General features: G+C 56.6%; 21 protein-coding genes. 12 read left to right on the top strand and 9 right to left on the bottom strand.

Annotation, left to right across the window (positions count from 1 at the left end; genetic code table 11):
* The first annotated feature begins 58 nt into the window (after window positions 1-58).
* From ACR0NN_RS11655 to ACR0NN_RS11615, 9 genes are all read left to right on the top strand, one after another.
* Entirely contained in the window at window positions 59-622 is a 564-nt protein-coding gene (locus tag ACR0NN_RS11655) for a NifU family protein (protein WP_170722077.1), read from the top strand.
* A complete protein-coding gene (tsaB, locus tag ACR0NN_RS11650; protein WP_170722079.1) occupies window positions 612-1,202 on the top strand; it encodes a tRNA (adenosine(37)-N6)-threonylcarbamoyltransferase complex dimerization subunit type 1 TsaB in 591 nt (196 codons plus the stop codon). Before ACR0NN_RS11655 ends, tsaB begins: the two co-directional genes overlap by 11 nt.
* Entirely contained in the window at window positions 1,199-1,618 is a 420-nt protein-coding gene (locus tag ACR0NN_RS11645) for a GNAT family N-acetyltransferase (RefSeq protein ID WP_480684705.1), read from the top strand. Before tsaB ends, ACR0NN_RS11645 begins: the two co-directional genes overlap by 4 nt.
* Window positions 1,619-1,765: 147 nt before the next feature.
* The gene (locus ACR0NN_RS11640) at window positions 1,766-2,764 is read left to right on the top strand and encodes a BMP family ABC transporter substrate-binding protein (RefSeq protein ID WP_170722081.1); all 999 of its coding nucleotides are present in this window, start codon (window positions 1,766-1,768) and stop codon (window positions 2,762-2,764) included.
* Window positions 2,765-2,845: 81 nt separating this feature from the next.
* Window positions 2,846-4,375, top strand: a complete 1,530-nt coding sequence (locus ACR0NN_RS11635; RefSeq protein WP_170722084.1) for an ABC transporter ATP-binding protein — start codon at window positions 2,846-2,848, stop codon at window positions 4,373-4,375.
* Between the two features lie 3 nt (window positions 4,376-4,378).
* On the top strand, window positions 4,379-5,473 hold the full coding sequence (locus tag ACR0NN_RS11630; protein ID WP_170685316.1) for an ABC transporter permease: 1,095 nt from the start codon (window positions 4,379-4,381) through the stop codon (window positions 5,471-5,473).
* Window positions 5,473-6,483 carry an ABC transporter permease gene (locus tag ACR0NN_RS11625; RefSeq protein ID WP_170722086.1) on the top strand — a complete coding sequence of 337 codons (1,011 nt, stop codon included), beginning with the start codon at window positions 5,473-5,475 and terminating at the stop codon, window positions 6,481-6,483. Before ACR0NN_RS11630 ends, ACR0NN_RS11625 begins: the two co-directional genes overlap by 1 nt.
* Before the next feature lie 260 nt (window positions 6,484-6,743).
* A complete protein-coding gene (locus tag ACR0NN_RS11620; protein ID WP_170685314.1) occupies window positions 6,744-7,664 on the top strand; it encodes a sulfite exporter TauE/SafE family protein in 921 nt (306 codons plus the stop codon).
* Between the two features lies 1 nt (window position 7,665).
* Complete coding sequence (locus tag ACR0NN_RS11615) at window positions 7,666-8,430, top strand: TIGR02186 family protein (RefSeq protein WP_170722088.1); 765 nt, start codon at window positions 7,666-7,668, stop codon at window positions 8,428-8,430.
* A 3-nt stretch (window positions 8,431-8,433) separates the two neighbouring features.
* Here the strand turns inward: ACR0NN_RS11615 and ACR0NN_RS11610 are convergent, their stop codons facing one another.
* The 6 genes from ACR0NN_RS11610 to ACR0NN_RS11585 form a co-directional block, all read right to left on the bottom strand.
* Entirely contained in the window at window positions 8,434-9,162 is a 729-nt protein-coding gene (locus ACR0NN_RS11610; protein ID WP_170722090.1) for an SDR family NAD(P)-dependent oxidoreductase, read from the bottom strand.
* Window positions 9,159-10,691 carry an AAA family ATPase gene (locus ACR0NN_RS11605; RefSeq protein ID WP_170722092.1) on the bottom strand — a complete coding sequence of 511 codons (1,533 nt, stop codon included), beginning with the start codon at window positions 10,689-10,691 and terminating at the stop codon, window positions 9,159-9,161. The genes ACR0NN_RS11610 and ACR0NN_RS11605 overlap by 4 nt, the downstream gene beginning before the upstream one ends.
* Before the next feature lie 60 nt (window positions 10,692-10,751).
* Complete coding sequence (locus ACR0NN_RS11600; RefSeq protein ID WP_170722094.1) at window positions 10,752-11,390, bottom strand: acyl-homoserine-lactone synthase; 639 nt, start codon at window positions 11,388-11,390, stop codon at window positions 10,752-10,754.
* 83 nt (window positions 11,391-11,473) lie between these two features.
* Entirely contained in the window at window positions 11,474-12,193 is a 720-nt protein-coding gene (locus ACR0NN_RS11595; RefSeq protein WP_170722097.1) for a helix-turn-helix transcriptional regulator, read from the bottom strand.
* Window positions 12,194-12,560: 367 nt separating this feature from the next.
* Entirely contained in the window at window positions 12,561-13,847 is a 1,287-nt protein-coding gene (gene ccrA, locus ACR0NN_RS11590; RefSeq protein WP_170589705.1) for a crotonyl-CoA carboxylase/reductase, read from the bottom strand.
* A gap of 111 nt (window positions 13,848-13,958) precedes the next feature.
* The gene (locus ACR0NN_RS11585; protein WP_170722099.1) at window positions 13,959-15,341 is read right to left on the bottom strand and encodes a 1-acyl-sn-glycerol-3-phosphate acyltransferase; all 1,383 of its coding nucleotides are present in this window, start codon (window positions 15,339-15,341) and stop codon (window positions 13,959-13,961) included.
* Between the two features lie 145 nt (window positions 15,342-15,486).
* On the opposite strand from ACR0NN_RS11585, the gene ACR0NN_RS11580 reads away from it, so the two are divergent.
* The 3 genes from ACR0NN_RS11580 (at window position 15,487) to deoD (ending at window position 18,607) form a co-directional block, all read left to right on the top strand.
* The gene (locus ACR0NN_RS11580) at window positions 15,487-17,454 is read left to right on the top strand and encodes a protein meaA (protein WP_170722101.1); all 1,968 of its coding nucleotides are present in this window, start codon (window positions 15,487-15,489) and stop codon (window positions 17,452-17,454) included.
* Between the two features lie 113 nt (window positions 17,455-17,567).
* Window positions 17,568-17,879, top strand: a complete 312-nt coding sequence (locus ACR0NN_RS11575) for an H-NS histone family protein (protein WP_170722103.1) — start codon at window positions 17,568-17,570, stop codon at window positions 17,877-17,879.
* 17 nt (window positions 17,880-17,896) lie between these two features.
* Window positions 17,897-18,607 (top strand): purine-nucleoside phosphorylase, encoded by a 711-nt coding sequence (deoD, locus tag ACR0NN_RS11570; RefSeq protein ID WP_170722106.1) that lies wholly within the window; start codon window positions 17,897-17,899, stop codon window positions 18,605-18,607.
* A gap of 13 nt (window positions 18,608-18,620) precedes the next feature.
* Here the strand turns inward: deoD and ACR0NN_RS11565 are convergent, their stop codons facing one another.
* The 3 genes from ACR0NN_RS11565 to ACR0NN_RS11555 all read right to left on the bottom strand — a co-directional run bounded on the left by ACR0NN_RS11565 (window position 18,621) and on the right by ACR0NN_RS11555 (window position 21,176).
* Window positions 18,621-19,484 (bottom strand): DUF1989 domain-containing protein, encoded by an 864-nt coding sequence (locus tag ACR0NN_RS11565; protein ID WP_170722108.1) that lies wholly within the window; start codon window positions 19,482-19,484, stop codon window positions 18,621-18,623.
* A 572-nt stretch (window positions 19,485-20,056) separates the two neighbouring features.
* Window positions 20,057-20,308, bottom strand: a complete 252-nt coding sequence (locus ACR0NN_RS11560; protein WP_170722110.1) for a hypothetical protein — start codon at window positions 20,306-20,308, stop codon at window positions 20,057-20,059.
* An 88-nt stretch (window positions 20,309-20,396) separates the two neighbouring features.
* On the bottom strand, window positions 20,397-21,176 hold the full coding sequence (locus ACR0NN_RS11555; protein WP_170408332.1) for a succinate dehydrogenase iron-sulfur subunit: 780 nt from the start codon (window positions 21,174-21,176) through the stop codon (window positions 20,397-20,399).
* Window positions 21,177-21,186 lie beyond the last annotated feature (10 nt).

Below are 21,186 nucleotides of genomic sequence, written 5' to 3'. Positions count from 1 at the left end.
ATCTTGACTTCCCCCGCCTGGACGCGCATATCAGAGGCACCTTAGACGGAGCCGCGACATGTTCATTCAAACCGAATCCACACCTAACCCGGCAACATTAAAGTTCCTGCCCGGCCAGACGGTTCTGGAAGCGGGCACCGCAGATTTTCCAAGCGCAGAAGCCGCCGAAAAATCACCGCTGGCGCAGCGTATTTTCGGCGTGAACGGCGTGACAGGCGTGTTCTTCGGCAATGATTTCGTCACTGTTACCAAATCCGAGGACGTGCAATGGGATCACATCAAGCCAGCCATCCTTGGCGCTGTGATGGAACATTACCAGTCTGGCCAACCGGTCATGGGCGCGGATGTAGAAACGGCCTCGGGTCACGCTGAACATACGGGTGAAGATGCCGAGGTCGTCAACCAGATCAAAGATCTGCTGGACAGCCGGGTGCGCCCCGCTGTGGCGCAAGACGGTGGCGACATCACGTTCCACGGATTTGATCGGGGCGTAGTCTACCTGCACATGCAGGGCGCTTGCGCGGGCTGCCCCTCCTCGACCCTGACGCTGAAAATGGGGATCGAGAATCTGCTGCGTCACTACATTCCCGAAGTGACCGAGGTTCGCCCTGTTGCGGTCTGACCCGACAATCCTTGCATTTGACACATCGGCCGCGCATTGCGCGGCCGCTTTGTTGCAAGACGGCCAAATTATCGCGACTCATGCTGAAGCGATGACCCGAGGGCAGGCCGAACGGTTGATGCCATTGCTCGAAGAGCTGTTGACTCGGAACAGCTGCACGTGGAAGTCGCTTGACGCGATTGGCGTTGGAATAGGCCCCGGCAACTTTACCGGCATTCGTATTTCGGTATCCGCAGCGCGCGGTTTGGCGCTTGGGCTGGGTGTTCCCGCCGTCGGTGTGTCCGGCTTTGACGCTCTGGCAGAGTTGGCGCCCTCTGGTCATCTGCCAGCGATTCCTGCCCCGCGTGATCAGGTTTATGTGCAGCCCGCGGGTGAAGCGGCTCGATTGACCTCACGTCAGTTGTCAGAAGAAATGGGCCCCCTGTATTTCTGTAGCAGCCCGGAACAGCAGGCAAACGCGATCGCGCTGATTGCTGCGCGCCGTTGGACTGATGTGCAAGCCCCACCAGCCCCATTCTATGTTCGTCCCGCAGATGCCGCGCCTTCCAGCGATATCCCACCGGTGCTGTTGGACGAATGACACCGCAGGAAATGGCGGATATCCACGCAGCCGCGTTCAACCAGTCTCGCCCATGGGGCGCTGATGAATTCGCCGAATTGTTGGCCAGTCGCTTTACCTATGTCATTGGGGACGCTCGGTCTTTTGCTCTGATCCAAATCATCGCTGATGAGGCTGAGCTTTTGACAATCGCGACTCACCCTGACCATCAAAGGCAAGGGCTGGCTCGGACCATCATGTCAGAGTGGCACGCCAAAGCACGGGTTCTTGGCGCAACGCGCGCCTTTCTGGAGGTCGCCGAAGACAACCAACAGGCTATCGCCCTGTACCAATCCTGTGGATACACGCCATGCGGTAGGCGCAGTGCGTATTATCAACGCAAAACCGACCAAAACGTCGATGCAATTGTCATGGAATGCCTTCTAAACGGCAAATAATCACTTTTTTAGACCATATGGTCAAAAATCAGTTGACCGAAGCTGTTGCAAACAGCCTTAATTCCCGCCATCACAACAGGTATGCTCGCTCTGAGTGGGTACCGGGGGATTGAGCCCCGGACCGATAATAGCCAACGGGAGTAACAAATGACATTTATGAAATCCTTGATGGGCGCAGCCGCGGCGGTTGCACTAACCGCAGGCGCTGCAATGGCGGAACCGGCCCTTATCTTTGATCTGGGTGGCAAGTTCGACAAATCGTTCAACGAAGCCGCGCATAATGGCGCTCAGCGTTGGGCGGAACAGACCGGCAAAACCTATCGCGAGATCGAGCTTCAGTCGGAAGCCCAGCGCGAACAAGCGCTTCGCCGCTTTGCCGAAGCGGGCGCAAACCCGATTATCACAATGGGCTTCGCCATGGCCGATCCATTGGCGGCGGTCGCAAGTGACTATCCGGATACCAAATTCGTTGCGGTTGACGTGACCTGGCTGGAAGCCCCGAACATTCGCCAGATCGGATTTGCCGAACATGAAGGATCATACTTGGTCGGCATGATGGCGGCGATGGCGTCCCAGTCCGGCACGGTAGGCTTTATCGGTGGCATGGATATCCCATTGATCCGCCACTTTGGTTGTGGATACGCACAAGGCGCGAAATCCGTGAACCCGGACATCAACGTTGTTGCCAATATGACAGGTACCACCCCTGCAGCATGGAACGACCCGGTGAAGGGCTCGGAGCTGACCAAAGCACAGATCAGCCAGGGTGCTGACGTGATTTACGCCGCTGCGGGCGGTACCGGTGTTGGCGTTCTGCAAACCGCGGCCGACGAAGGCATCCTGTCAATCGGTGTCGACAGCAACCAGAACCACCTGCACCCGGGCAAGGTCCTGACCTCGATGCTCAAGCGTGTGGACGTTGCTGTATATGACGCCATGAAAGCTGGCGAAGACGTCCAGACCGGTGTCTACACCATGGGTCTTGCACAAGATGGCGTTGGCGTTGCGATGGATGAAAACAACGCGGAACTGGTGAGCGAAGAAATGAACTCGGCCATTGAAAGTGCCCGTCGCGATATCATCGACGGCAACGTAAGCGTTGTTAGCTACTACGAGAACGACAGCTGCCCTGCACTGCAGTTCTGATGTAACTGGGGGCGGGGGCCATGGCCTCCGCCCTGCGCCACTCTGCCGCATGCGGCCCTTTCGGCAACCCAAGGACAAGATATGACCGTCCCCGCCATTGAGCTCAAAGGGATTTCCAAAGCCTTTGGGCCGGTTCAGGCCAATAAAGATATTTCCATCAGCGTCGCCCCCGGAACGATCCATGGGATCATCGGTGAAAACGGAGCGGGCAAATCCACGCTGATGAGCATCCTCTACGGATTTTACAAAGCCGACAAAGGCGAAATCTGGATCAACGGCACCAAGACCGACATCCCTGACAGCCAGGCGGCGATCGCCTCGGGAATCGGAATGGTGTTTCAGCATTTCAAACTGGTCGAGAATTTCACCGTTCTGGAAAACATCGTTCTTGGAGCCGAAGACGGTGGGCTGTTGGCCCCGTCGCTGGCGAAGGCTCGCAAAGAGTTGAAAGACCTAGAGGAAGAATACGAACTTTTCGTCGATCCTGATAAGCGCATCGACGAGATTGGCGTGGGTATGCAGCAGCGGGTCGAAATCCTCAAAGCGCTGTATCGCAAGGCTGAGATTCTGATCCTCGACGAACCCACCGGGGTTTTGACGCCCGCCGAGGCGGATCAATTGTTCCGCATCCTTGACCGGCTCCGGTCCGAAGGGAAAACGATCATCGTGATCACGCACAAGCTGCGCGAAATTATGGAAAACACCGACACCGTCTCGGTGATGCGGCGTGGTGAAATGACGGCGACCGTAAAAACCGCCGACACCAACCCGCAGGAACTGGCCGAGCTGATGGTAGGCCGCAAGGTCCTGCTGCAGGTTGACAAGGTACCGGCGAAACCGGGCAAACCGGTTCTGGAAATCGAAAACCTCAGCGTCACCGACTCGTCTGGGGTTGAGCGTGTCAAAGGCATCAATCTGACGGTCCGCGCAGGTGAGATCGTTGGCATTGCCGGGGTCGCCGGAAATGGGCAATCCGAATTGCTCGAAGTTCTGGGCGGGATGCGTTCTGGTCAAGGATCGATCAAGTTGAATGGTGAACCTTTGGCCCTCAGCGGTGCCGGATCTGACGGGCAGGCGCGGCGCGCAAAGCACATCGCTCATGTGCCCGAAGACCGCCAGCGCGAAGGCCTGATCATGGATTTCCACGCGTGGGAAAACGTGGCCTTCGGTTACCATCGCGACCCGGCCTACAAGCGCGGTATCTTCATGGATAACGCTGCCCTGCGTGCCGATACCGAAGCCAAGATCGAGAAATTCGATGTGCGCCCACCCAATGGCTGGCTAACCGCCAAAAGCTTTTCGGGCGGCAACCAGCAAAAGATCGTCGTAGCACGCGAGATTGAGCGCAACCCCGACCTGTTGTTGGTCGGACAGCCCACGCGTGGCGTTGATATTGGTGCGATCGAATTCATTCACAAACAGATTGTCGCCCTGCGCGATCAGGGTAAGGCGATCTTGCTGGTGTCAGTTGAGCTGGAAGAGATCTTCTCGCTATCAGACCGGATCGCGGTGATGTTTGATGGGCATATCATGGGCGAGCGCCTGCCCGCCGACACGGATGAAAAAGAACTGGGCCTGCTAATGGCCGGTGTTGCAGGAGAGGCCGCCTGAACCATGGAAAAAATGCCCAAATGGGCCGATGTGGTGCTGATCCCGATCATCAGCCTGCTCTTGGCCACAATCCTCTCGGCAATCGTCATCCTCGCGATCGGAGAAGACCCGATTGCAGCGGTCAACCTGATGGTCACAGGCGCCCTCGGGTCGACTTATGGCTGGGGCTATACGCTCTATTACGCGACCAACTTTATGTTCACAGGCCTTGCTGTTGCCGTCGCCTTCCACGCACGTCTGTTCAATATCGGGGGTGAGGGCCAAGCGATGCTGGGCGGGCTTGGCGTTGCCATGGTCTGTCTTTACATTCCTTGGCCGCATTGGAGCATCGCATTGGTCGCTGCTGCACTGGGTGCGGCACTGTTTGGTGCCGCCTGGGCAGCGATCCCGGCCTATCTGCAGGCCAAACGGGGCAGCCATATCGTGATCACCACGATCATGTTCAATTTCATCGCGGCCGCCTTCCTGAACTATATGCTGGTCAACGTGATGCGGCCGCAAGGTTCGCAAGACCCGGCAACCGCGCGGTTCCCCGAGGCGGTACACCTGCCGACCTTCCAGTCAATGTTTTCGAGCGCTGAGAACATCGTCTTTCGGGGGGCCCCTGCAAACATTTCGTTTTTCGTCGCGATCCTAGCTTGCATCGTTGTTTGGGCCCTGATCTGGCGCACGCGGCTGGGATATGAAATCCGCGCGTATGGTCATTCGGAAACCGGTGCGGTCTATGCGGGTATCTCGCCCGTGCGCATCACGATCATCGCGATGCTTATCTCAGGCGCGTTGGCCGGTCTGATGGCGATCAACAACGTCATGGGCGAGGCAGAGCGGCTGGTTCTGAATTCGACCGAAGGCGCGGGGTTCATCGGCATCGCCGTGGCCCTGATGGGCCGATCACATCCGTTTGGCGTTTTTCTGGCCGCGATTCTGTTTGGCTTCCTGTATCAAGGCGGCGCTGAATTGGCGCTTTGGACATCAATCCCGCGTGAGCTGATCGTCGTCATCCAGGCGCTCGTCATCCTGTTCACCGGTGCGCTGGACAACATGGTGCGCATACCGCTTGAAAAAATCTTTCTCAGCTTGCGGAAGGGGGCAAAGTGATGGAGTTCTTCGTTACGCTCATCCAGGTCCTCGATTCCACAGTGCGGCTGGCCACACCGCTGCTGCTGGCCTGTCTGGCGGGTCTCTATTCCGAGCGCGCAGGCATCTTTGATATCGGTCTCGAAGGCAAGATGCTGATGTCAGCCTTCTTCTCGGCAGCTGTCGCTGCAGTGACCGGTTCTGTCTGGTTGGGGTTGTTCGCGGGGATCGCGGCGTCTCTGGTTCTTTCAGCACTGCATGGCTTTGCATCAATCACGTTCCGGGGCAATCAACTCATCTCGGGCGTTGCCATCAACTTCCTTGCCTCAGGCCTGACCGTTTTGATCGCCCAAAGCTGGTTCCAACAAGGTGGCCGCACCCCATCGCTTTTCGGACAAGGACGGTTTGAATCCGCCGAGTTCCCTTACGCAATCGGTCCAGCTGACGCAGAACTGACAGGCCGCCCGGTTTCCGAGCTTATGTCTGAAACCAATGCTCTGCATATGGCCTATTCCGAGCTTCTGTCCGGTCATTCCATTCTGGTCTATGTGGCCTTCCTCATGGTGCCTCTGACCTGGTGGATTCTGTTCCGAACACGCTTTGGTCTGCGCCTGCGCGCCGTGGGTGAAAACCCGGCCGCGGTCGATACTGCAGGGGTCTCGGTTGTGGGTCTGCGCTATGCGGCTGTTGCAATCTGCGGCGTTCTCTGCGGAATTGCGGGCGCTTATCTGGCTACAGCGCTGCAGGCCGGGTTCGTCAAAGAGATGACGGCGGGGCGCGGCTTTATCGCGCTCGCCGCACTGATCTTTGCAAAATGGCGACCCTGGCACGCGATGTGGGCGTGTCTGTTGTTCGGGCTGCTGCAGGCTATCGCTTTGCGATTCCAGAACATCGATCTGGGCGGGGTCGTGATCCCGGTGCAGGTCATGGACGCGCTGCCTTATATCCTGACCGTGGTGATTCTTGCGGGCTTCGTCGGCAAAGCGATTCCACCGCGCGCGGGCGGTGAACCCTACGTAAAAGAACGTTGATAGAGCCAGTTTAGGACTGCCCCTCAGTCCTGTTTGCTGCAAAGCGGCATACAGAGTTGATTTTGTATGACGCAACCGCTCTAAGGGGGTATGGACGTGTCCCGCACGAGTTCCGCAGCCATGCTCTCGACTAATTTCAGGTTGAGCCACGGAAACACACGGATGGCCCCACCTGGCGCGCGCGCTTCGTCTATTGAGAGTTACGTTACTAACGGCTTTGTCACGTCACGTGGCACGGCCTGTCCTGTCTAGAAGAAGCCATGCAGATTTACCTCCCGATTGCCGAAGTTTCTGTAAACGCCTTTCTGTTGCTGGGTTTGGGCGGAATGGTGGGCATCCTTTCGGGGATGTTCGGTGTGGGCGGCGGGTTCCTGATGACCCCGCTGCTGTTCTTTATCGGCATTCCACCCGCTGTTGCCGTTGCTACCGAGGCAAACCAGATCGTCGCCTCATCATTTTCAGGGGTGCTGGCGCATTTCAGGCGTCGAACGGTGGACCTGAAAATGGGCACGGTCCTGCTGATCGGAGGATTGGTAGGGGCGGCACTGGGTGTCGTCATTTTCAACTATCTCAAAAGTCTCGGGCAGGTCGATCTGCTGGTCACGCTGTGTTACGTCGTCTTCCTGGGCGTCATTGGCAGCTTGATGTTTATCGAAAGCCTCAATGCGCTCCGCAAATCTCGCAAGGGCGGGGCGCAAGCTCCGAAACGACGTCAGCGTGGATGGGTCCACGCCATGCCGTTCAAGATGCGTTTCCGGACCTCCGGACTATATATCTCGGTTATCCCGCCGGTGATTGTCGGCCTCTTCGTCGGCATCTTGTCAGCAATCATGGGTGTCGGCGGCGGGTTCATCATGGTGCCTGCGATGATCTATCTTCTGGGCATGCCGACTAAAGTAGTTGTTGGAACCTCGCTGTTTCAGATCATCTTTGTGACAGCCTTCACCACCATGCTGCACGCAACAACCAACTATACCGTGGACGTTGTGCTGGCGGTTCTGTTGCTGGTTGGCGGTGTTGTAGGTGCCCAGATCGGAACAGTAATAGGCGCGCGGATGCCTGCTGAACAACTGCGCGTCCTGCTGGCAGCCTTAGTGCTTGCCGTTTGTGGCAAGCTTGCGCTTGATCTGTTGTTGCAGCCTTCTGAGCTGTACTCGCTCGGCGCTGCGGGAGGGCACTGAGATGTTGCGCCTGATCGCCCTTATGTGCCTGATTTGCCTGCCTGTGCATGCAGCCGAAGAACAGGTTGTGCTCGGCCTCAGCCAGGATCGCGTTTCGATCACCGCCAATTTCGACGGCTCTGAAATCTTGGTGTTTGGCGCCGTAAAACGTGAAGCACCTGTGCCATCGGGGCCACCGCTTGAGGTCATCGTATCCATTGTTGGACCATCAGAGCCTGTCACCGTGCGGCGCAAGGAAAAGCGGTTTGGCATCTGGGTGAACACCGATAGCCTTGTCGTTGATCTGGCGCCAAGCTTTTACGCCGTCGCCACCAGCGCCCCGTTTGAGGAAGTTCTAACCCATACCGAAGACCTGCGGTACAAAGTCTCGATCGAACGCGCCATCCGTTCGGTCGGCGCCGATATGAACATTCAGGGTGCTCAAGATTTTTCCGAAGCCGTCATCCGCATTCGTGAAGATGACGGGCTTTATTCGATCCGGGAAAATACGGTTGCGGTGGACGAGCAAACCCTGTTTCGCACGTCAATCGAGATGCCCGCCGACCTTACCGAAGGGGACTATGCAGCCCGCATATTTCTGACGCGGGGTGGTGAGGTTGTGTCGACCTTTGAAACAACCATCGATGTGCGCAAAGTTGGGCTTGAGAGGTTCCTCTACAACATGTCCCGCGAGCAACCGATCTGGTACGGCCTCATGTCGCTGGCCATCGCGATTGCGGCTGGTTGGGGTGCCTCAACAGCGTTCCGCATGTTGCGGGAAAACTGATCTTTAGCCGCGTCCGATATAGGGCATGGTCGTGGCCATAACCGTCATGAACTGAACATTCGCTTCAGGCGGCAATTCGGCCATGTGCAGAACCGATCGGGCGGCATCGCCAACATCCATGGTCGGATCAGGGGTCTGCCCATCCGCAATCGCCTTGTCGACCAGATCCTGAACCATTTGTGTCCGCGCATTGCCGATATCGATTTGCCCACAGGCGATGCTGAGCTCACGCCCGTCCAGTGACAAGCTGCGCGTCAGTCCGGTGATCGCGTGTTTCGTCGCCGAATAGTGCACCGAATTGGGGCGCGGCACATGGGCTGCAATTGAGCCGTTATTGATAATCCGACCGCCTTGCGGTGATTGTGCCCGCATCGCCGCAAATGCCGCGCGTGCACACAGGAACATACCATTCAGGTTAACGTTTACCGAGTTGTACCAATCCTCCAGCGCGATCTCGTCAATCGTGCCTCCGGGAGCAAATATACCTGCATTGTTAAACAAGACATCCAACCGGTCCGTGCGATTCGAGAAGGTCCGGAAAGCCCGCGTAACAGCGACGGGATCTGTGACGTCCGCGACCAGCGGTATGGCTCTTTCGAACGTGTCGGCCATCGCGTCCAGCGCATCAGCGCTGCGCGCAAGTAAACCGACGGTCCAACCCTTTTCAAGAAACAACTCCGCTGTCGCCCGGCCTATCCCCGAACTGGCACCGGTTACAATGATGGTCTTCATGTCTCTTCCGCCTCCAATGTCAGTGATGGTGCAGCAATCGCCCGCAAATCATCCACGCGCAACGGATGGGTTGGTTTTGACAACCGGTTCCGCACCACCCAGATCAGCCTCTCTTGCGCGCGCGTGATGGCCACATAAGCCAGACGCTTCCACAAGGGTTGCCCCGCCTCGGTGCGCCCCATACGGGCCGCGGCATAGATGTCGGGTGCAAAGACTTGCACCGTGTCCCATTGTGAGCCTTGTGCCTTGTGGATCGTCACCGCCGCGCCGTGCAGAAAGGTGGCGCCCATACGTGCGGCATAGGGAATAAACGGCTCTTCTTCATCGGGCTTCTCGATCTGCACGATCGACGCCGCCGAAACCTGTGGGTCTTCAGCCCCCATCACATGCAGGCGCGAGAACCCCGGCTTACGGCCGGGGCCGAGATAAATAACCTGAGCCCCCTTGATCAGTCCGCGTGCCTCAAGATCCAACCGTTTCTTCCGATGCTTCAGCGGCAGTTCAATACCGTCGCAAATCAGCGGCTCTCCTTCCAGCAACTCGGTCTCCGGTGCCCCATGGACGGTGCGAAACGCCTGAATCAAACGGATACGGGTTGCATTTCGCCAAACCAGAACGGGGCTGCGCGCCATCAGATCAACCTCGACCCGCTGGCCCCACACAACACGATCATCCTTGCGGGCAGTGTCTTCGACCAATCGCTCGAAATCCTCAAAGCCCATGGCGGGATCGGACAGAGCGTGGGCCAGATCAAGGATAGGGTTGTCTGCCGTCTGCCTATGCACCCGATGCAGGATCTGCTTGCGCGGTTCAGGCAAAGCGTCAAACACCATCGAACCCGACTGATTGACAGGTGCCAGCTGCGCCGGGTCACCGAACAGTAGAAGCGTCGGAAAGATTTCTTTCAAATCCTCGAACTGCCGATCATCCAGCATCGAGGCTTCGTCCACAAAACCAATGTCCAGCGGCTCATCCCTGCGTTTCCAGCCGGTTATAAAGTCGGACCCGCGCAAACCGGCAGCGGCCAGTGCACCGGGGATGGATTTGTTGTTGGCATAAAATGCTGCTGCCCGATCCAGCGCCTCATCCGTCAACCCTTCGATCTCGGGACGCTCATCATTGCCCGCCAACCACTCGGCAATGCGCTCATATTCCGGGTCGTAGACGGGCGTGTAAAGGATGCGGTGGATCGTCGTCGCAGGTACCCCACGCAGCCGCAGCACACTTGCGGCCTTGTTGGTTGGTGCAAGGATCGCGAGGCTGCGCTTGTCGCGGGATTTGCGGCTTTCGAAATCGCCCGAGATCAAGTTGACCCCAGACTCGGCCAAGGCCTTGTAAAGCTCTGCCAGCAATAGGGTTTTACCTGATCCAGCCTTGCCAACAACGGCCATGACGCCGGACTTGCCATTGCCGGGCAATTTCAGCAGCGCATCGTCTTCAAGGTCAACACCAGCCGCGCGCAACATCTCGGCAATATTGTCGAAGGCGGCGGCCTGATCTTCAGAAAAGGTGACTTGGGGCAAGGACATGGCGCGACCCTACAGGGACGCGCCGCCCCCCACCAGATGCGGAATACGATTTCCGCACATTCAGGCAGACAGCGCAAACCGATGCTGCACGCTGTTACCAAAAGCCGTTCTGAACCACAGCCGCGACAACTCTCGCGGGATACCTGCGCGGGCAGCGACCCGGTTGCAATCTTCCGCCGAATAAGGCCACAGACCAACCGAAATCTGATCGCGGCCCGCCCCTTCGGTGCCCAGCACGGCGGGCGAAGAACCAATCAGTCGATAAATCCGGATCATGCGCGCATCAAAAACGCCCGCGATATGAGTAAGACCAAAGCCCTCCATCACTTCACCACCGCTGAGCATGATGGCCCCAGCGGTATGAGCGCTCGCGTTGCGCGAAAGACAAAAGCGGGTGACCTCCCAGATCAGCGGGCTGTTGATGGGACTGCCGCCAGTGAGATGCCCGAACACATCATTAACCATAACCGGCCCGGTTGTTGGCAAAATACGCATCGACCCGCCGTGGCTGCCATCCGCCTCTTCCCAAATCACATAGAGCGGGTTGAGATCATCATACTGGTCCCGCTCTTCCCCCTTGTCATTAACCTTAACGTCCCAGCCAAGGCGGGTTTTGAACTGATCCGCACGGTCCCTGAACATCCCCTTGGCCAAATCCGGAAATTTATGCAGCTCATCCGCATACAAATAACGCAACATGACGTATTCCCCTTGTCGTCCACAGTTGGAACAAAGGGGGTACGAACACGTGGTTAATTTAAGATGAGACCACCGTACGGTCGTTAAACGACTATTAATCCTCTACTTAGTGCGGTGGCGATTGCATGAGTCGTATTTTGCGCTCCGAGTTTTGAGCGCGCGCTTTCGATATAAGCCCTCAGCGTATGTTCGGAAATCGAGAGCGAATGGGCCACCTGCGCCCGGCTATAGCCCAACGCCAGCAACGTCATCGCATCAATTTCGCGGGGCGAGAGACCGCGCGTGGTTTCCGGCTGCCGGTTTTTGGCAAACTCCAACGCTTTGCGATTGAGAAAATGTGCCACAAGGATCAGATCGCGGCCATAAGACTGTATGAATGCCTGCCACGCGGCGTCATCACAGGTGTTGTTAACAGTAAACAGTGCGAACTGCCCGCTGGGTCCCCGCAGCGGGATCGAATATCCCTGATTTCCGACTCCATGCACTTGTGCGTCTTGCAAGAAAGCCCGCACTGCTTTGCCGGACCAGTTTAACTGCTTCCAGTCCACTGCGTGAAAACGCTGGAAACATCCCAGAATAACCGGATCGATACGATGGTAATTTTTGTCTCGATAGCGCTCATCCCAGGCGTCTGAATAGGTCGTAAACCCGTATTGATCCCCGGCGCCGTCAACCCAGTGATAGGTCATGTGATCAATTTGCAGTGGTTCTCGTAACTGGACCGTTACATCGGTCAGTTCTTCAAGCGTGCTGGTGTTTTCCAAATCCTCGAGGATCTGGCTCAAATCGAACTTTGTTCCCATTCGCAGGCGCGCAAGCCTCATCCTTCAAGGACGCAATCTCGGCCGCGGCGATCAGTCTTGTGTCGTCAAGCTGCTCGGCAAGCGCGCTCAAACCATTCGCTATCGCAAAGGCGTTGAGGTCCGACAGAACGTCCAAAATCCACTCATTTTGCGCCATCAGGGTGTCCCCGAAATAGTTAACGAAGGGTTAACACAACCATAACATGTGCAGACTAATTCGGCCTACTCGCTGCTTTCTACTCCCCAAAAATAGCGGGGAGATATTTCGTAAGTTGTTGAAAATGCAGAACCACTGACCGAAATAGCAAACACCCGCAAGGCGGATGCGTGCCCTACGGGTGTTGTAGCTGCTGATTGCCTGAGACCGTTAGTCGCGGGCCGCTAATACTTCCTCAAGTGTCCGCATGCCCGTATGCGGGGCCTGCACCAGCACAGACATGTTGCCTGGCTTGTGCTCATTGCGCATCATCTTCATGTGCGCCTCGGGCAGATCCTGCCAGGTGAAGACTTCGGACATGCAAGGGTCCAGACGTCGCTCAACCATCAACTGGTTCGCAGCCGAGGCCTGTTTGAGATGCGCAAAATGCGAACCTTGCAGACGTTTCTGGTGCATCCACATGTAACGCACATCAAAGGTCAGGTTGTAACCGGTGGTACCTGCGCAAATCACAACCATTCCGCCCTTTTTCACAACAAAGGTCGAAACCGGGAACGTGCTTTCGCCGGGATGCTCAAACACCATATCGACGTTCACACCTTTGCCGGTGATATCCCAGATGGCCTTGCCAAACTTGCGGGCCTCTTTGAACCATTCGGCATATTCCGGCGTGTTCACAGTGGGCAACTGGCCCCAGCAATTGAAATCCTTGCGGTTAATGACACCTTTGGCACCCAGATCCATAACGAAGTCACGTTTGCTTTCGTCCGAGATCACACCAATCGCATTTGCACCAGCCGTATTGATCAACTGGATGGCGTATGAGCCCAAGCCACCCGAGGCCCCCCAGACCAGAACGTTTTGGCCGGGTTTCAGATCATGCGGCTCGTGCCCGAACAGCATCCGATAGGCGGTCGCAAGCGTCAGGGTATAGCAGGCACTTTCTTCCCAGGTCAGGTGCTTGGGGCGTGGCATCAATTGCTGAGCTTGTACATTGGTGAACTGCGCGAACGAGCCGTCCGGTGTCTCATAGCCCCAGATGCGCTGGCTGGGCGAATACATCGGATCGCCGCCATTGCAGTGCTCATCGTCGCCATCGTCTTGATTGCAGTGGATCACAACCTCATCGCCGACTTTCCAGCGCTTAACCTTGTCACCGACGGCCCAAACGATGCCTGAAGCATCCGATCCCGCGATATGGAACGGTTGGCCGTGGCCATCAAACGGGCTGATTGGTTTGCCAAGTGACGCCCAGACGCCATTGTAGTTCACACCTGCCGCCATAACGAGGACCAGAACTTCGTGGCTGTCCAGCTTTGGGACATCGACGACCTCAAGCTGCATCGCGGTGTCGGGTTCGCCATGACGCTCTTTCCGAATGGCCCAGGCATACATCTGCTTGGGAACATACCCCATCGGAGGGATTTCACCCATTTCATAGAGGTCCTTCTCCGGCGCCTCATACGACGCGATACCGCTATCGACATCCAAAGCCATGCTGGCCTCCTTGTTTTCAAATGTTGCCGCGCCGCAGAATCGCGGGCTTCCAAAGACGGAATATTATCCTCTTGGTAATATTGCAACCGTTTTGGCGTCTATTTTGTAATTTTATGACCCAGCAGTCGCAGAAATACTTTCTGCACTCGCATCATTACTGCCCTGAACGGTAGGCTCCGATGCGGCGGCATAATAGGTAAGCAACTCAGACCGCTGACCCGACGGGCTTAGAACCCCGTTCTCACGTTGCAATATCCGGCGCTCGACCAGTTGATTGATCGCATCGTCAATCGCCTTGCCGCCATCCTCGGCAACGGCCTCACCGCCCAGAGCCAATAGCCGCTCCTTCACCTCATGCTCCGACATCTGGCCCTCTTCCTGTATCAGCCGACACGCTGCAGGAACCGGAACAAAGGGGATGGCGGCACCGATCCTGCGCATCAACTCACGCGCTAGGTCAGTCGTGAGGTCCCGTTCATGCGAGGCCCGGAATTCCTTAAGTGATATCGGGGTCGCATATCGTACCGAGGCAATACCAAACCTCTTGTAGCGTCCAACAAGCCTGCGCCAGATCTGTTTGAGCGTCCAACGGGTAATCACTCCGATCCGTGCACGGAAACGGCGCTCGCTGTCTTTCGCAGCTGCCGTTAGAACAGTATCTTCAAGCACCCGATCGTAGTTCAGGGCCACAGGAACAAATACAACATCCCGACCCTCCGGCTCGGCACCATCAAGGATGTATTTCAGCAAACCTAGCTTGGGGCGGCCCAGCTTGCCAGTCAGGCTCAGCCCGCCTTCGGGGAACATCGCCTGTGTCACGCCCGCTTCGGTCGCGTGGCGCACATAGCTTGCAAGCACCTGGCGATACAAATCGCTGCCTGACTTGCGGCGGATAAAGTAGGCGCCCATCGCGCGAATTAATCGGCTTAACGGCCAGACACGCGCCCATTCGCCGACGGCATAGGACAGAGTAGAATGATCCGCGGCCAGATATGTGACCAGCACGTAATCCATGTTGCTACGGTGGTTCATGACGTAAACCACCGTAGCGTCCGGATCGATATTGTCCAGCGCGGCCTTGTCTTCATATCCCAGTTGAACTTTGTAGAACGCATTGCTCAGCATACGCGCAAATCGGATCGCGATACTGAAATACGCTACTGTCGAGAAGGACGGTGCGATCTCGCGCGCATAGCGACGGGCCTGTTCCGATGCCACTGCGTCCGGAACGCCCTCCTTCTTGGCATGCTGCTGCACCGCACGGCTGACCTGCGGGTCATAGATGAGCCGCTGGATCATGTCATGCCGCCCAGCCAGCTTGAATGGCTGGATTGGGCGTTGCAGGCGCTTGTTCAACCGCGCGACAGCCCGTTCAAGACGGCGGCGGAAAAACCAACGCACCGAAGGGAACAAAAAATGCGAGGCAAATGTGACCGCGGCAAACAGCACGATCAGCACAAACAGCCAAAGCGGAATTTCCACAGTCTGCATCATTTGGGCACAGTGCCATCAATCGAGGCCACCCACAATCTGCAGAAACCAGTGATGCCGCGATGCAGCGAATTGACATGGGTTTAAAATTACTATTTACCGTCAAGGAAAGTAATTTTATTGCTCAAAGATCCGCGAGGCATGACCCATGACGCAGTTGCAGAAAGATCGCCCCTGGCTCATCCGTACCTATGCCGGTCACTCGACGGCCAAGGCGTCAAACGCGCTTTATCGTGCGAACCTGGCAAAAGGGCAGACGGGCCTGTCTGTCGCGTTCGATCTGCCGACCCAAACCGGATATGACAGTGATCACACCTTGGCGCGTGGTGAGGTTGGCAAAGTTGGTGTTCCCATCTGCCATCTGGGGGATATGCGGGTTCTGTTCGATCAAATCCCGCTTGAGCAGATGAACACCTCAATGACGATCAATGCCACGGCTCCATGGTTGTTGGCGTTGTATATCGCGGTGGCCGAGGAACAGGGCGCGGATGTCTCGAAACTACAGGGCACCGTTCAGAACGACCTGATCAAAGAATACCTCAGCCGCGGCACTTATGTGTGCCCGCCCAAGCCTTCGCTGAAGATGATCGCGGATGTGGCCGAGTATTGCTATGACAACGTGCCCAAATGGAACCCGATGAACGTGTGTTCCTATCATTTGCAAGAGGCCGGAGCGACACCCGAGCAAGAGCTGGCCTATGCACTGGCAACTGCCATTGCCGTGCTGGATGAATTGCGCCCCCGCGTTCCGGCCGAAGACTTTCCCGCATTGTGCGGTCGGATTTCATTCTTTGTGAATGCAGGCATTCGCTTTGTTACCGAAATGTGCAAAATGCGCGCATTCGTCGATCTTTGGGATGAGATCCTGCACGAGCGCTATGGCGTAGAAGACCCCAAGTTCCGCCGATTCCGCTACGGCGTTCAAGTGAACTCGCTGGGACTGACCGAACAGCAGCCAGAAAACAACGTCTATCGCATTTTGATCGAAATGCTGGCAGTTACATTGTCGAAACGCGCCCGTGCACGCGCCGTCCAGTTGCCTGCGTGGAACGAAGCGCTTGGCCTGCCCCGCCCTTGGGATCAGCAATGGTCGATGCGAATGCAACAAATCCTCGCCTATGAAACTGACTTGCTGGAATATGGCGATCTGTTTGACGGCAATCCGGTTGTCGATGCCAAGGTCGAAGAGCTCAAGAATGGGGCACGGGCCGAGCTTGCCAACCTTGAGTCGATGGGCGGCGCGGTCGCCTCGATCGAATATATGAAATCCCGGTTGGTCGAATCAAATGCCGAGCGCCTGAACCGGATTGAGCGCAACGAAACTGTTGTCGTCGGCGTGAACAAATGGACAGAGGGCGAAACATCGCCTCTGCAGTCCGAAGATGGTGGCATCATGGTGGTCGACCCGGCGGTCGAGCAGGAACAAATCGGGCGCTTGAACGATTGGCGTGCGGACCGGGATGACGCTGCCGTGGCTGCGGCGTTACAAGCCCTGCGCGAAGCAGCGAAATCTGGCGCCAACGTGATGGCACCTTCCATCGCTGCGGCTAAGGCTGGTGTGACAACCGGTGAATGGGCTGAAGAAATGCGCAAAGCATACGGTACCTATCGTGGACCAACCGGCGTATCGGGGTCAGTATCGAACAAAACCGAAGGGCTGGAGGACCTGCGCGCAGCCGTAGACGCAGTCAGCGATCGACTGGGGCGCAGGCTGAAGTTTCTTGTTGGCAAACCCGGTCTGGACGGACACTCAAACGGGGCCGAACAGATCGCCTTTCGCGCGCGAGACTGTGGTATGGATATCAGCTATGAAGGTATCCGCCTGACGCCCGAAGAAATCGTAACCGCGGCACAAGAAGACAAAGCGCATGTGATCGGCTTGTCTATTCTGTCTGGCAGCCACCTGCCTTTGGTGAAGGACGTGATGACGCGGCTGAAAGCAGCAGGGCTAAGTGATATCCCAGTTATCGTAGGCGGCATCATCCCCGATGAAGACGCCGAGCATTTGCGCTCCATGGGAGTTTCAAAAATCTACACACCCAAGAATTTTGAACTAAATGCGATCATGGGAGATATCGTCACTTTGGTTGACCCCAAGGAAATCGCAGCCGAATAAAAAGGAATTCCTGAAATCTCCAATTTTATTTCCCCTAAAATGGGAATAATTAAAGCCAGACTAATTCAATTTCCCCGTCAATAAGCTGGGGATTCGCTGGAATGGAGAATAAAATGGCAATCGATCTGGAAAAAATGTCGCGTAAAGAATTGCGCGAATTGCGCGATCGGATCGAAAAAGCGCTAAAAACCGCTGAAGCGCGTGAGCGTAAGGAGGCTTTGAAAGCCGCAGAAACGGCAGCAGCCGAGTTCGGGTTTTCGCTGTCCGAATTGTCAGGGGATGGTGCCAAATCGGTAAAAACGGCCAAGCCGAAATACCGAAACCCTAACAATCCCGATCAAACCTGGACCGGACGGGGCCGCAAACCGCAATGGGTTCATGATGCAATCAAAACCGGAATCGATATTTCCGATCTCGAAATCTAGGCGAAGGTGTCTCCCAAATGACGATTCATATCGGAGCTGAAAAAGACCAGATCGCAGAAACCGTTCTTTTGCCCGGCGACCCTTATCGCGCCAAATGGGCGGCCGAAACGTTTCTAGACGATGTCCACCTGGTCAACGAGGTGCGCGGAATGCTGGGGTTCACCGGCACCTGGAAAGGCAACCGGGTCACGATTCAAGGCAGCGGCATGGGAATGCCGTCCCTGTCGATCTACGTGAACGAACTGATCCGTGATTACGGCGCTAAAACCCTGATCCGGATCGGGTCTTGTGGCGGGATGCAGGACAGCGTGAATGTGCGCGACGTCATTCTGGCAATGACCTCGACAACGCTCAGCACCCCTTCGCGCGGGATCATGAAGGAGCTGAACTTTGCACCCTGTGCCGATTGGGGCCTGTTGCAAGCTGCCGCGCAGGCCGCGAACGCAAAAGGCACGCCGACACATGTAGGTGGCATCTACTCCTCCGATATCTTCTATGACGAACGCCCGGACCTGAACGAACAAATGGTTCGGCACGGGATTCTGGGCGTCGAGATGGAAGCGGCAGAGCTTTACATCCTTGCGGCGCGTCATAAATGTCGGGCTCTAGCGGTCCTCACTGTTTCCGACCATCTGCTGACTGGCGAGGCCCTGCCCTCCTCGGACCGAGAGAGCAGCTTTGGTGACATGGTCGAAATCGCCTTGCAAGCCGCCTTCCCCGACAGCTGAGCCACAAGAAACCTTAGCGCCCGTGCGTGCGGTCATATCCGTTGCGCACGGGGCTGCTCCACCCGGTCAATGCACCGTCAGCTGGGGCAAATGTTTCGACCAGCAAGGGATGACACGCCGCGGTATCTGATGAGTGTTCGGACGAACAATCACCGCCGGGGCACGCGCTGAGATTTCCAAGCAGATCAATCTCGGCAAAGAACTCAAGGTAATCCCCCGGACGGACGGGTGAAGCTTTCATGAAATACTGCCCAGTATCACGCGTGAAACCGGTGCACATGAACACGTTCAATACATCATGTACGGCAGGCTCCGCCTCGGCCAAGGAAATGCCCAAGTGATCCGCCAACGCGCGCGTCAGGTTCGAATGGCAACAGTAATGGTACTGGGACCCAGCTAGCAGATTACCGGTATAGGGATCGCACCGGGTCCCGATCACATCGTGCACAGACCCTCCGAACTCATCAATCCCGTACCATCCCAACGTATCTGCGATGATCGTCGCCATGGGGCGCATATGCGGGAAACTCGACCACATGCGCTCACCCGTGGTGATGTGGGTACCGTGCAACGCGCGCGTCTTCCCGGAGTAAAACCTCTCAGACAGATCGTTGAGGCTCCAAAGGTTCAGGTCACCGACCTGCGGGCCCTCGACCGAGGTAATCCGAAAGAAATGCCCCGCAGGCACTTCAAAGCAACGTGCATCTCGCGGTGGCACCAACACCTCACCCGTTTTGTGCGCTGTATCACGCGCAGCTTGATACAGCCCGAGGTCGGGTTGTGGCAGCCCGTCATTTGGGTAGCAGATAACTGGAGCTACAGCGCGGCGTGTATCTGCATCGGCGGGTGGGCGGGGCGTGTTCCGAGATTCTGTCATGGGGCGGAGAGTGGCTCAGTTCGTCCGGACGTAAAACCCCAAACCGTCCTTATTGCCCTTTCAGGCATTGGGTGGGTTCGGCATCAGACTTTGAGACCGCGCCACAATAGGCGCAACGCCACTGGCCCTCACTTCGGTGTTGCCGCCATCTGCAGTCGCGCGTCAGTGAAGACGTGCGGGATCGCCAAAAGAAATAGGCAAACACACCGGCGGCAAGCAGAAGCAGCAAAATAGGCATGCAACTGCTTCGCCGATTGTGTCGCGTTTTTCAAGCCCAGCAGATCAGGCAGCGTTGGAGTATTCAAAGAGTTCAGGAGTTTCGTTTTTGGCTGGAACGACCGGCTCGGGCGTTTAGTAGGCCTATGCCTGTTCCAACAATTCCATCGCTTTGGCAGCGTCAATCTTGTGGTTTTGCGTGCTCATCGGAGTACCCTCGATTTTTGTGCTCTCCCCCCCGATCAAGAACTAGGCGAGCGTGTACCTAACTTCACCAAGTCTTTTTTCAGTATCGCTATGCACATGGAGCATGTGAGGCCGACAATTACCTGTGCCGGCCTTAAGAGACTTATGGACTAGGCGGCAGTCATACAGGCGTTCGCCTTGGCAGCCTGAGCTTCGCTCACGCCGTTTCCGGGAACAAACACTTCGGTTTGCTTGCCATTCCGAAGCTCATATTGCGTGGTAAAAGAACCGGAAATGCCTGCCTGCTCTGCGCATTCCACCTGCTTGAACACAAGATTTGCTCGACTGCTCGATGATCCGCCACATGCTGAGAGCGCGGCAATCGAAACGATGGCCAAGGTTTTGTAAAGTGCTGAGGTCACTGATGTTCTCCGATATATCAATGCCCTCATAACACGAAAAAACCCGAGACGTTTCCATCCCGGGTTTCATTCTTACGATCGACTGTGTTCAAACTGCACGATCGACCATCATCTTCTTGATCTCGGCGATCGCTTTGGCCGGGTTCAAACCTTTGGGACAGGTCTTGGCGCAGTTCATGATGGTATGGCAGCGATACAGCTTGAAGGGGTCTTCAAGCTCATCCAGACGCTCGCCTGTGGCCTCATCCCGGCTGTCGATGATCCAGCGATACGCGTGCAGCAGCGCGGCGGGGCCAAGGTAGCGGTCGCCGTTCCACCAGTAGCTGGGGCACGAGGTCGAGCAGCTGGCACACATCACGCATTCATACAGACCATCCAGCTTTTTGCGGTCTTCGATGGACTGCTTCCACTCTTTCGCTGGACGGTTGGTCTTGGTTTCCAGCCACGGCATGATCGAGGCGTGCTGCGCGTAGAAATGCGTCAGGTCCGGGATCAGGTCCTTGACCACCGGCATATGCGGCAATGGGTAGATCTTCACGTCGCCCTTGATCTCATCCATGCCGTATATACAGGCCAGCGTGTTGATCCCGTCGATATTCATTGCGCAGGATCCGCAGATGCCTTCGCGGCACGACCGGCGGAAGGTCAGGGTCGGATCAATCTCGTTCTTGATCTTGATCAGCGCGTCCAGAACCATGGGACCGCAGGTATCCATGTCGACGAAATAGGTGTCAACGCGTGGGTTCTGGCCATCATCGGGATTCCAGCGATAAATCTGAAACTTGCGCACATTGGTCGCGCCATCGGGCTTGGGCCAAGTCTTGCCCGTCGTGATGCGCGAATTCTTGGGGAGGGTCAGTTGTACCATAAGTTCCTCT

The organism is Ruegeria sp. BA2 (assembly GCF_056539605.1).
This window is presented reverse-complemented; position numbering and strand designations above follow the sequence as displayed.

Excerpts from the sequence above, each read along its gene's own strand:
- ACR0NN_RS11655 (WP_170722077.1), top strand. The coding sequence starts at position 59 with ATGTTCATTCAAACCGAATCCACACCTAACCCGGCAACATTAAAGTTC.
- ACR0NN_RS11640 (WP_170722081.1), top strand. The coding sequence starts at position 1,766 with ATGACATTTATGAAATCCTTGATGGGCGCAGCCGCGGCGGTTGCACTA.
- ACR0NN_RS11580 (WP_170722101.1), top strand. The coding sequence starts at position 15,487 with ATGACGCAGTTGCAGAAAGATCGCCCCTGGCTCATCCGTACCTATGCC.
- ACR0NN_RS11555 (WP_170408332.1), bottom strand. The coding sequence starts at position 21,176 with ATGGTACAACTGACCCTCCCCAAGAATTCGCGCATCACGACGGGCAAG.
- ACR0NN_RS11600 (WP_170722094.1), bottom strand. The coding sequence starts at position 11,390 with ATGTTGCGTTATTTGTATGCGGATGAGCTGCATAAATTTCCGGATTTG.
- ACR0NN_RS11630 (WP_170685316.1), top strand. The coding sequence starts at position 4,379 with ATGGAAAAAATGCCCAAATGGGCCGATGTGGTGCTGATCCCGATCATC.
- ACR0NN_RS11575 (WP_170722103.1), top strand. The coding sequence starts at position 17,568 with ATGGCAATCGATCTGGAAAAAATGTCGCGTAAAGAATTGCGCGAATTG.
- ccrA (WP_170589705.1), bottom strand. The coding sequence starts at position 13,847 with ATGGCTTTGGATGTCGATAGCGGTATCGCGTCGTATGAGGCGCCGGAG.
- ACR0NN_RS11595 (WP_170722097.1), bottom strand. The coding sequence starts at position 12,193 with ATGGGAACAAAGTTCGATTTGAGCCAGATCCTCGAGGATTTGGAAAAC.
- ACR0NN_RS11610 (WP_170722090.1), bottom strand. The coding sequence starts at position 9,162 with ATGAAGACCATCATTGTAACCGGTGCCAGTTCGGGGATAGGCCGGGCG.
- ACR0NN_RS11635 (WP_170722084.1), top strand. The coding sequence starts at position 2,846 with ATGACCGTCCCCGCCATTGAGCTCAAAGGGATTTCCAAAGCCTTTGGG.
- ACR0NN_RS11605 (WP_170722092.1), bottom strand. The coding sequence starts at position 10,691 with ATGTCCTTGCCCCAAGTCACCTTTTCTGAAGATCAGGCCGCCGCCTTC.
- ACR0NN_RS11645 (WP_480684705.1), top strand. The coding sequence starts at position 1,199 with ATGACACCGCAGGAAATGGCGGATATCCACGCAGCCGCGTTCAACCAG.
- ACR0NN_RS11620 (WP_170685314.1), top strand. The coding sequence starts at position 6,744 with ATGCAGATTTACCTCCCGATTGCCGAAGTTTCTGTAAACGCCTTTCTG.
- ACR0NN_RS11615 (WP_170722088.1), top strand. The coding sequence starts at position 7,666 with ATGTTGCGCCTGATCGCCCTTATGTGCCTGATTTGCCTGCCTGTGCAT.
- ACR0NN_RS11625 (WP_170722086.1), top strand. The coding sequence starts at position 5,473 with ATGGAGTTCTTCGTTACGCTCATCCAGGTCCTCGATTCCACAGTGCGG.
- ACR0NN_RS11585 (WP_170722099.1), bottom strand. The coding sequence starts at position 15,341 with ATGATGCAGACTGTGGAAATTCCGCTTTGGCTGTTTGTGCTGATCGTG.
- ACR0NN_RS11565 (WP_170722108.1), bottom strand. The coding sequence starts at position 19,484 with ATGACAGAATCTCGGAACACGCCCCGCCCACCCGCCGATGCAGATACA.
- deoD (WP_170722106.1), top strand. The coding sequence starts at position 17,897 with ATGACGATTCATATCGGAGCTGAAAAAGACCAGATCGCAGAAACCGTT.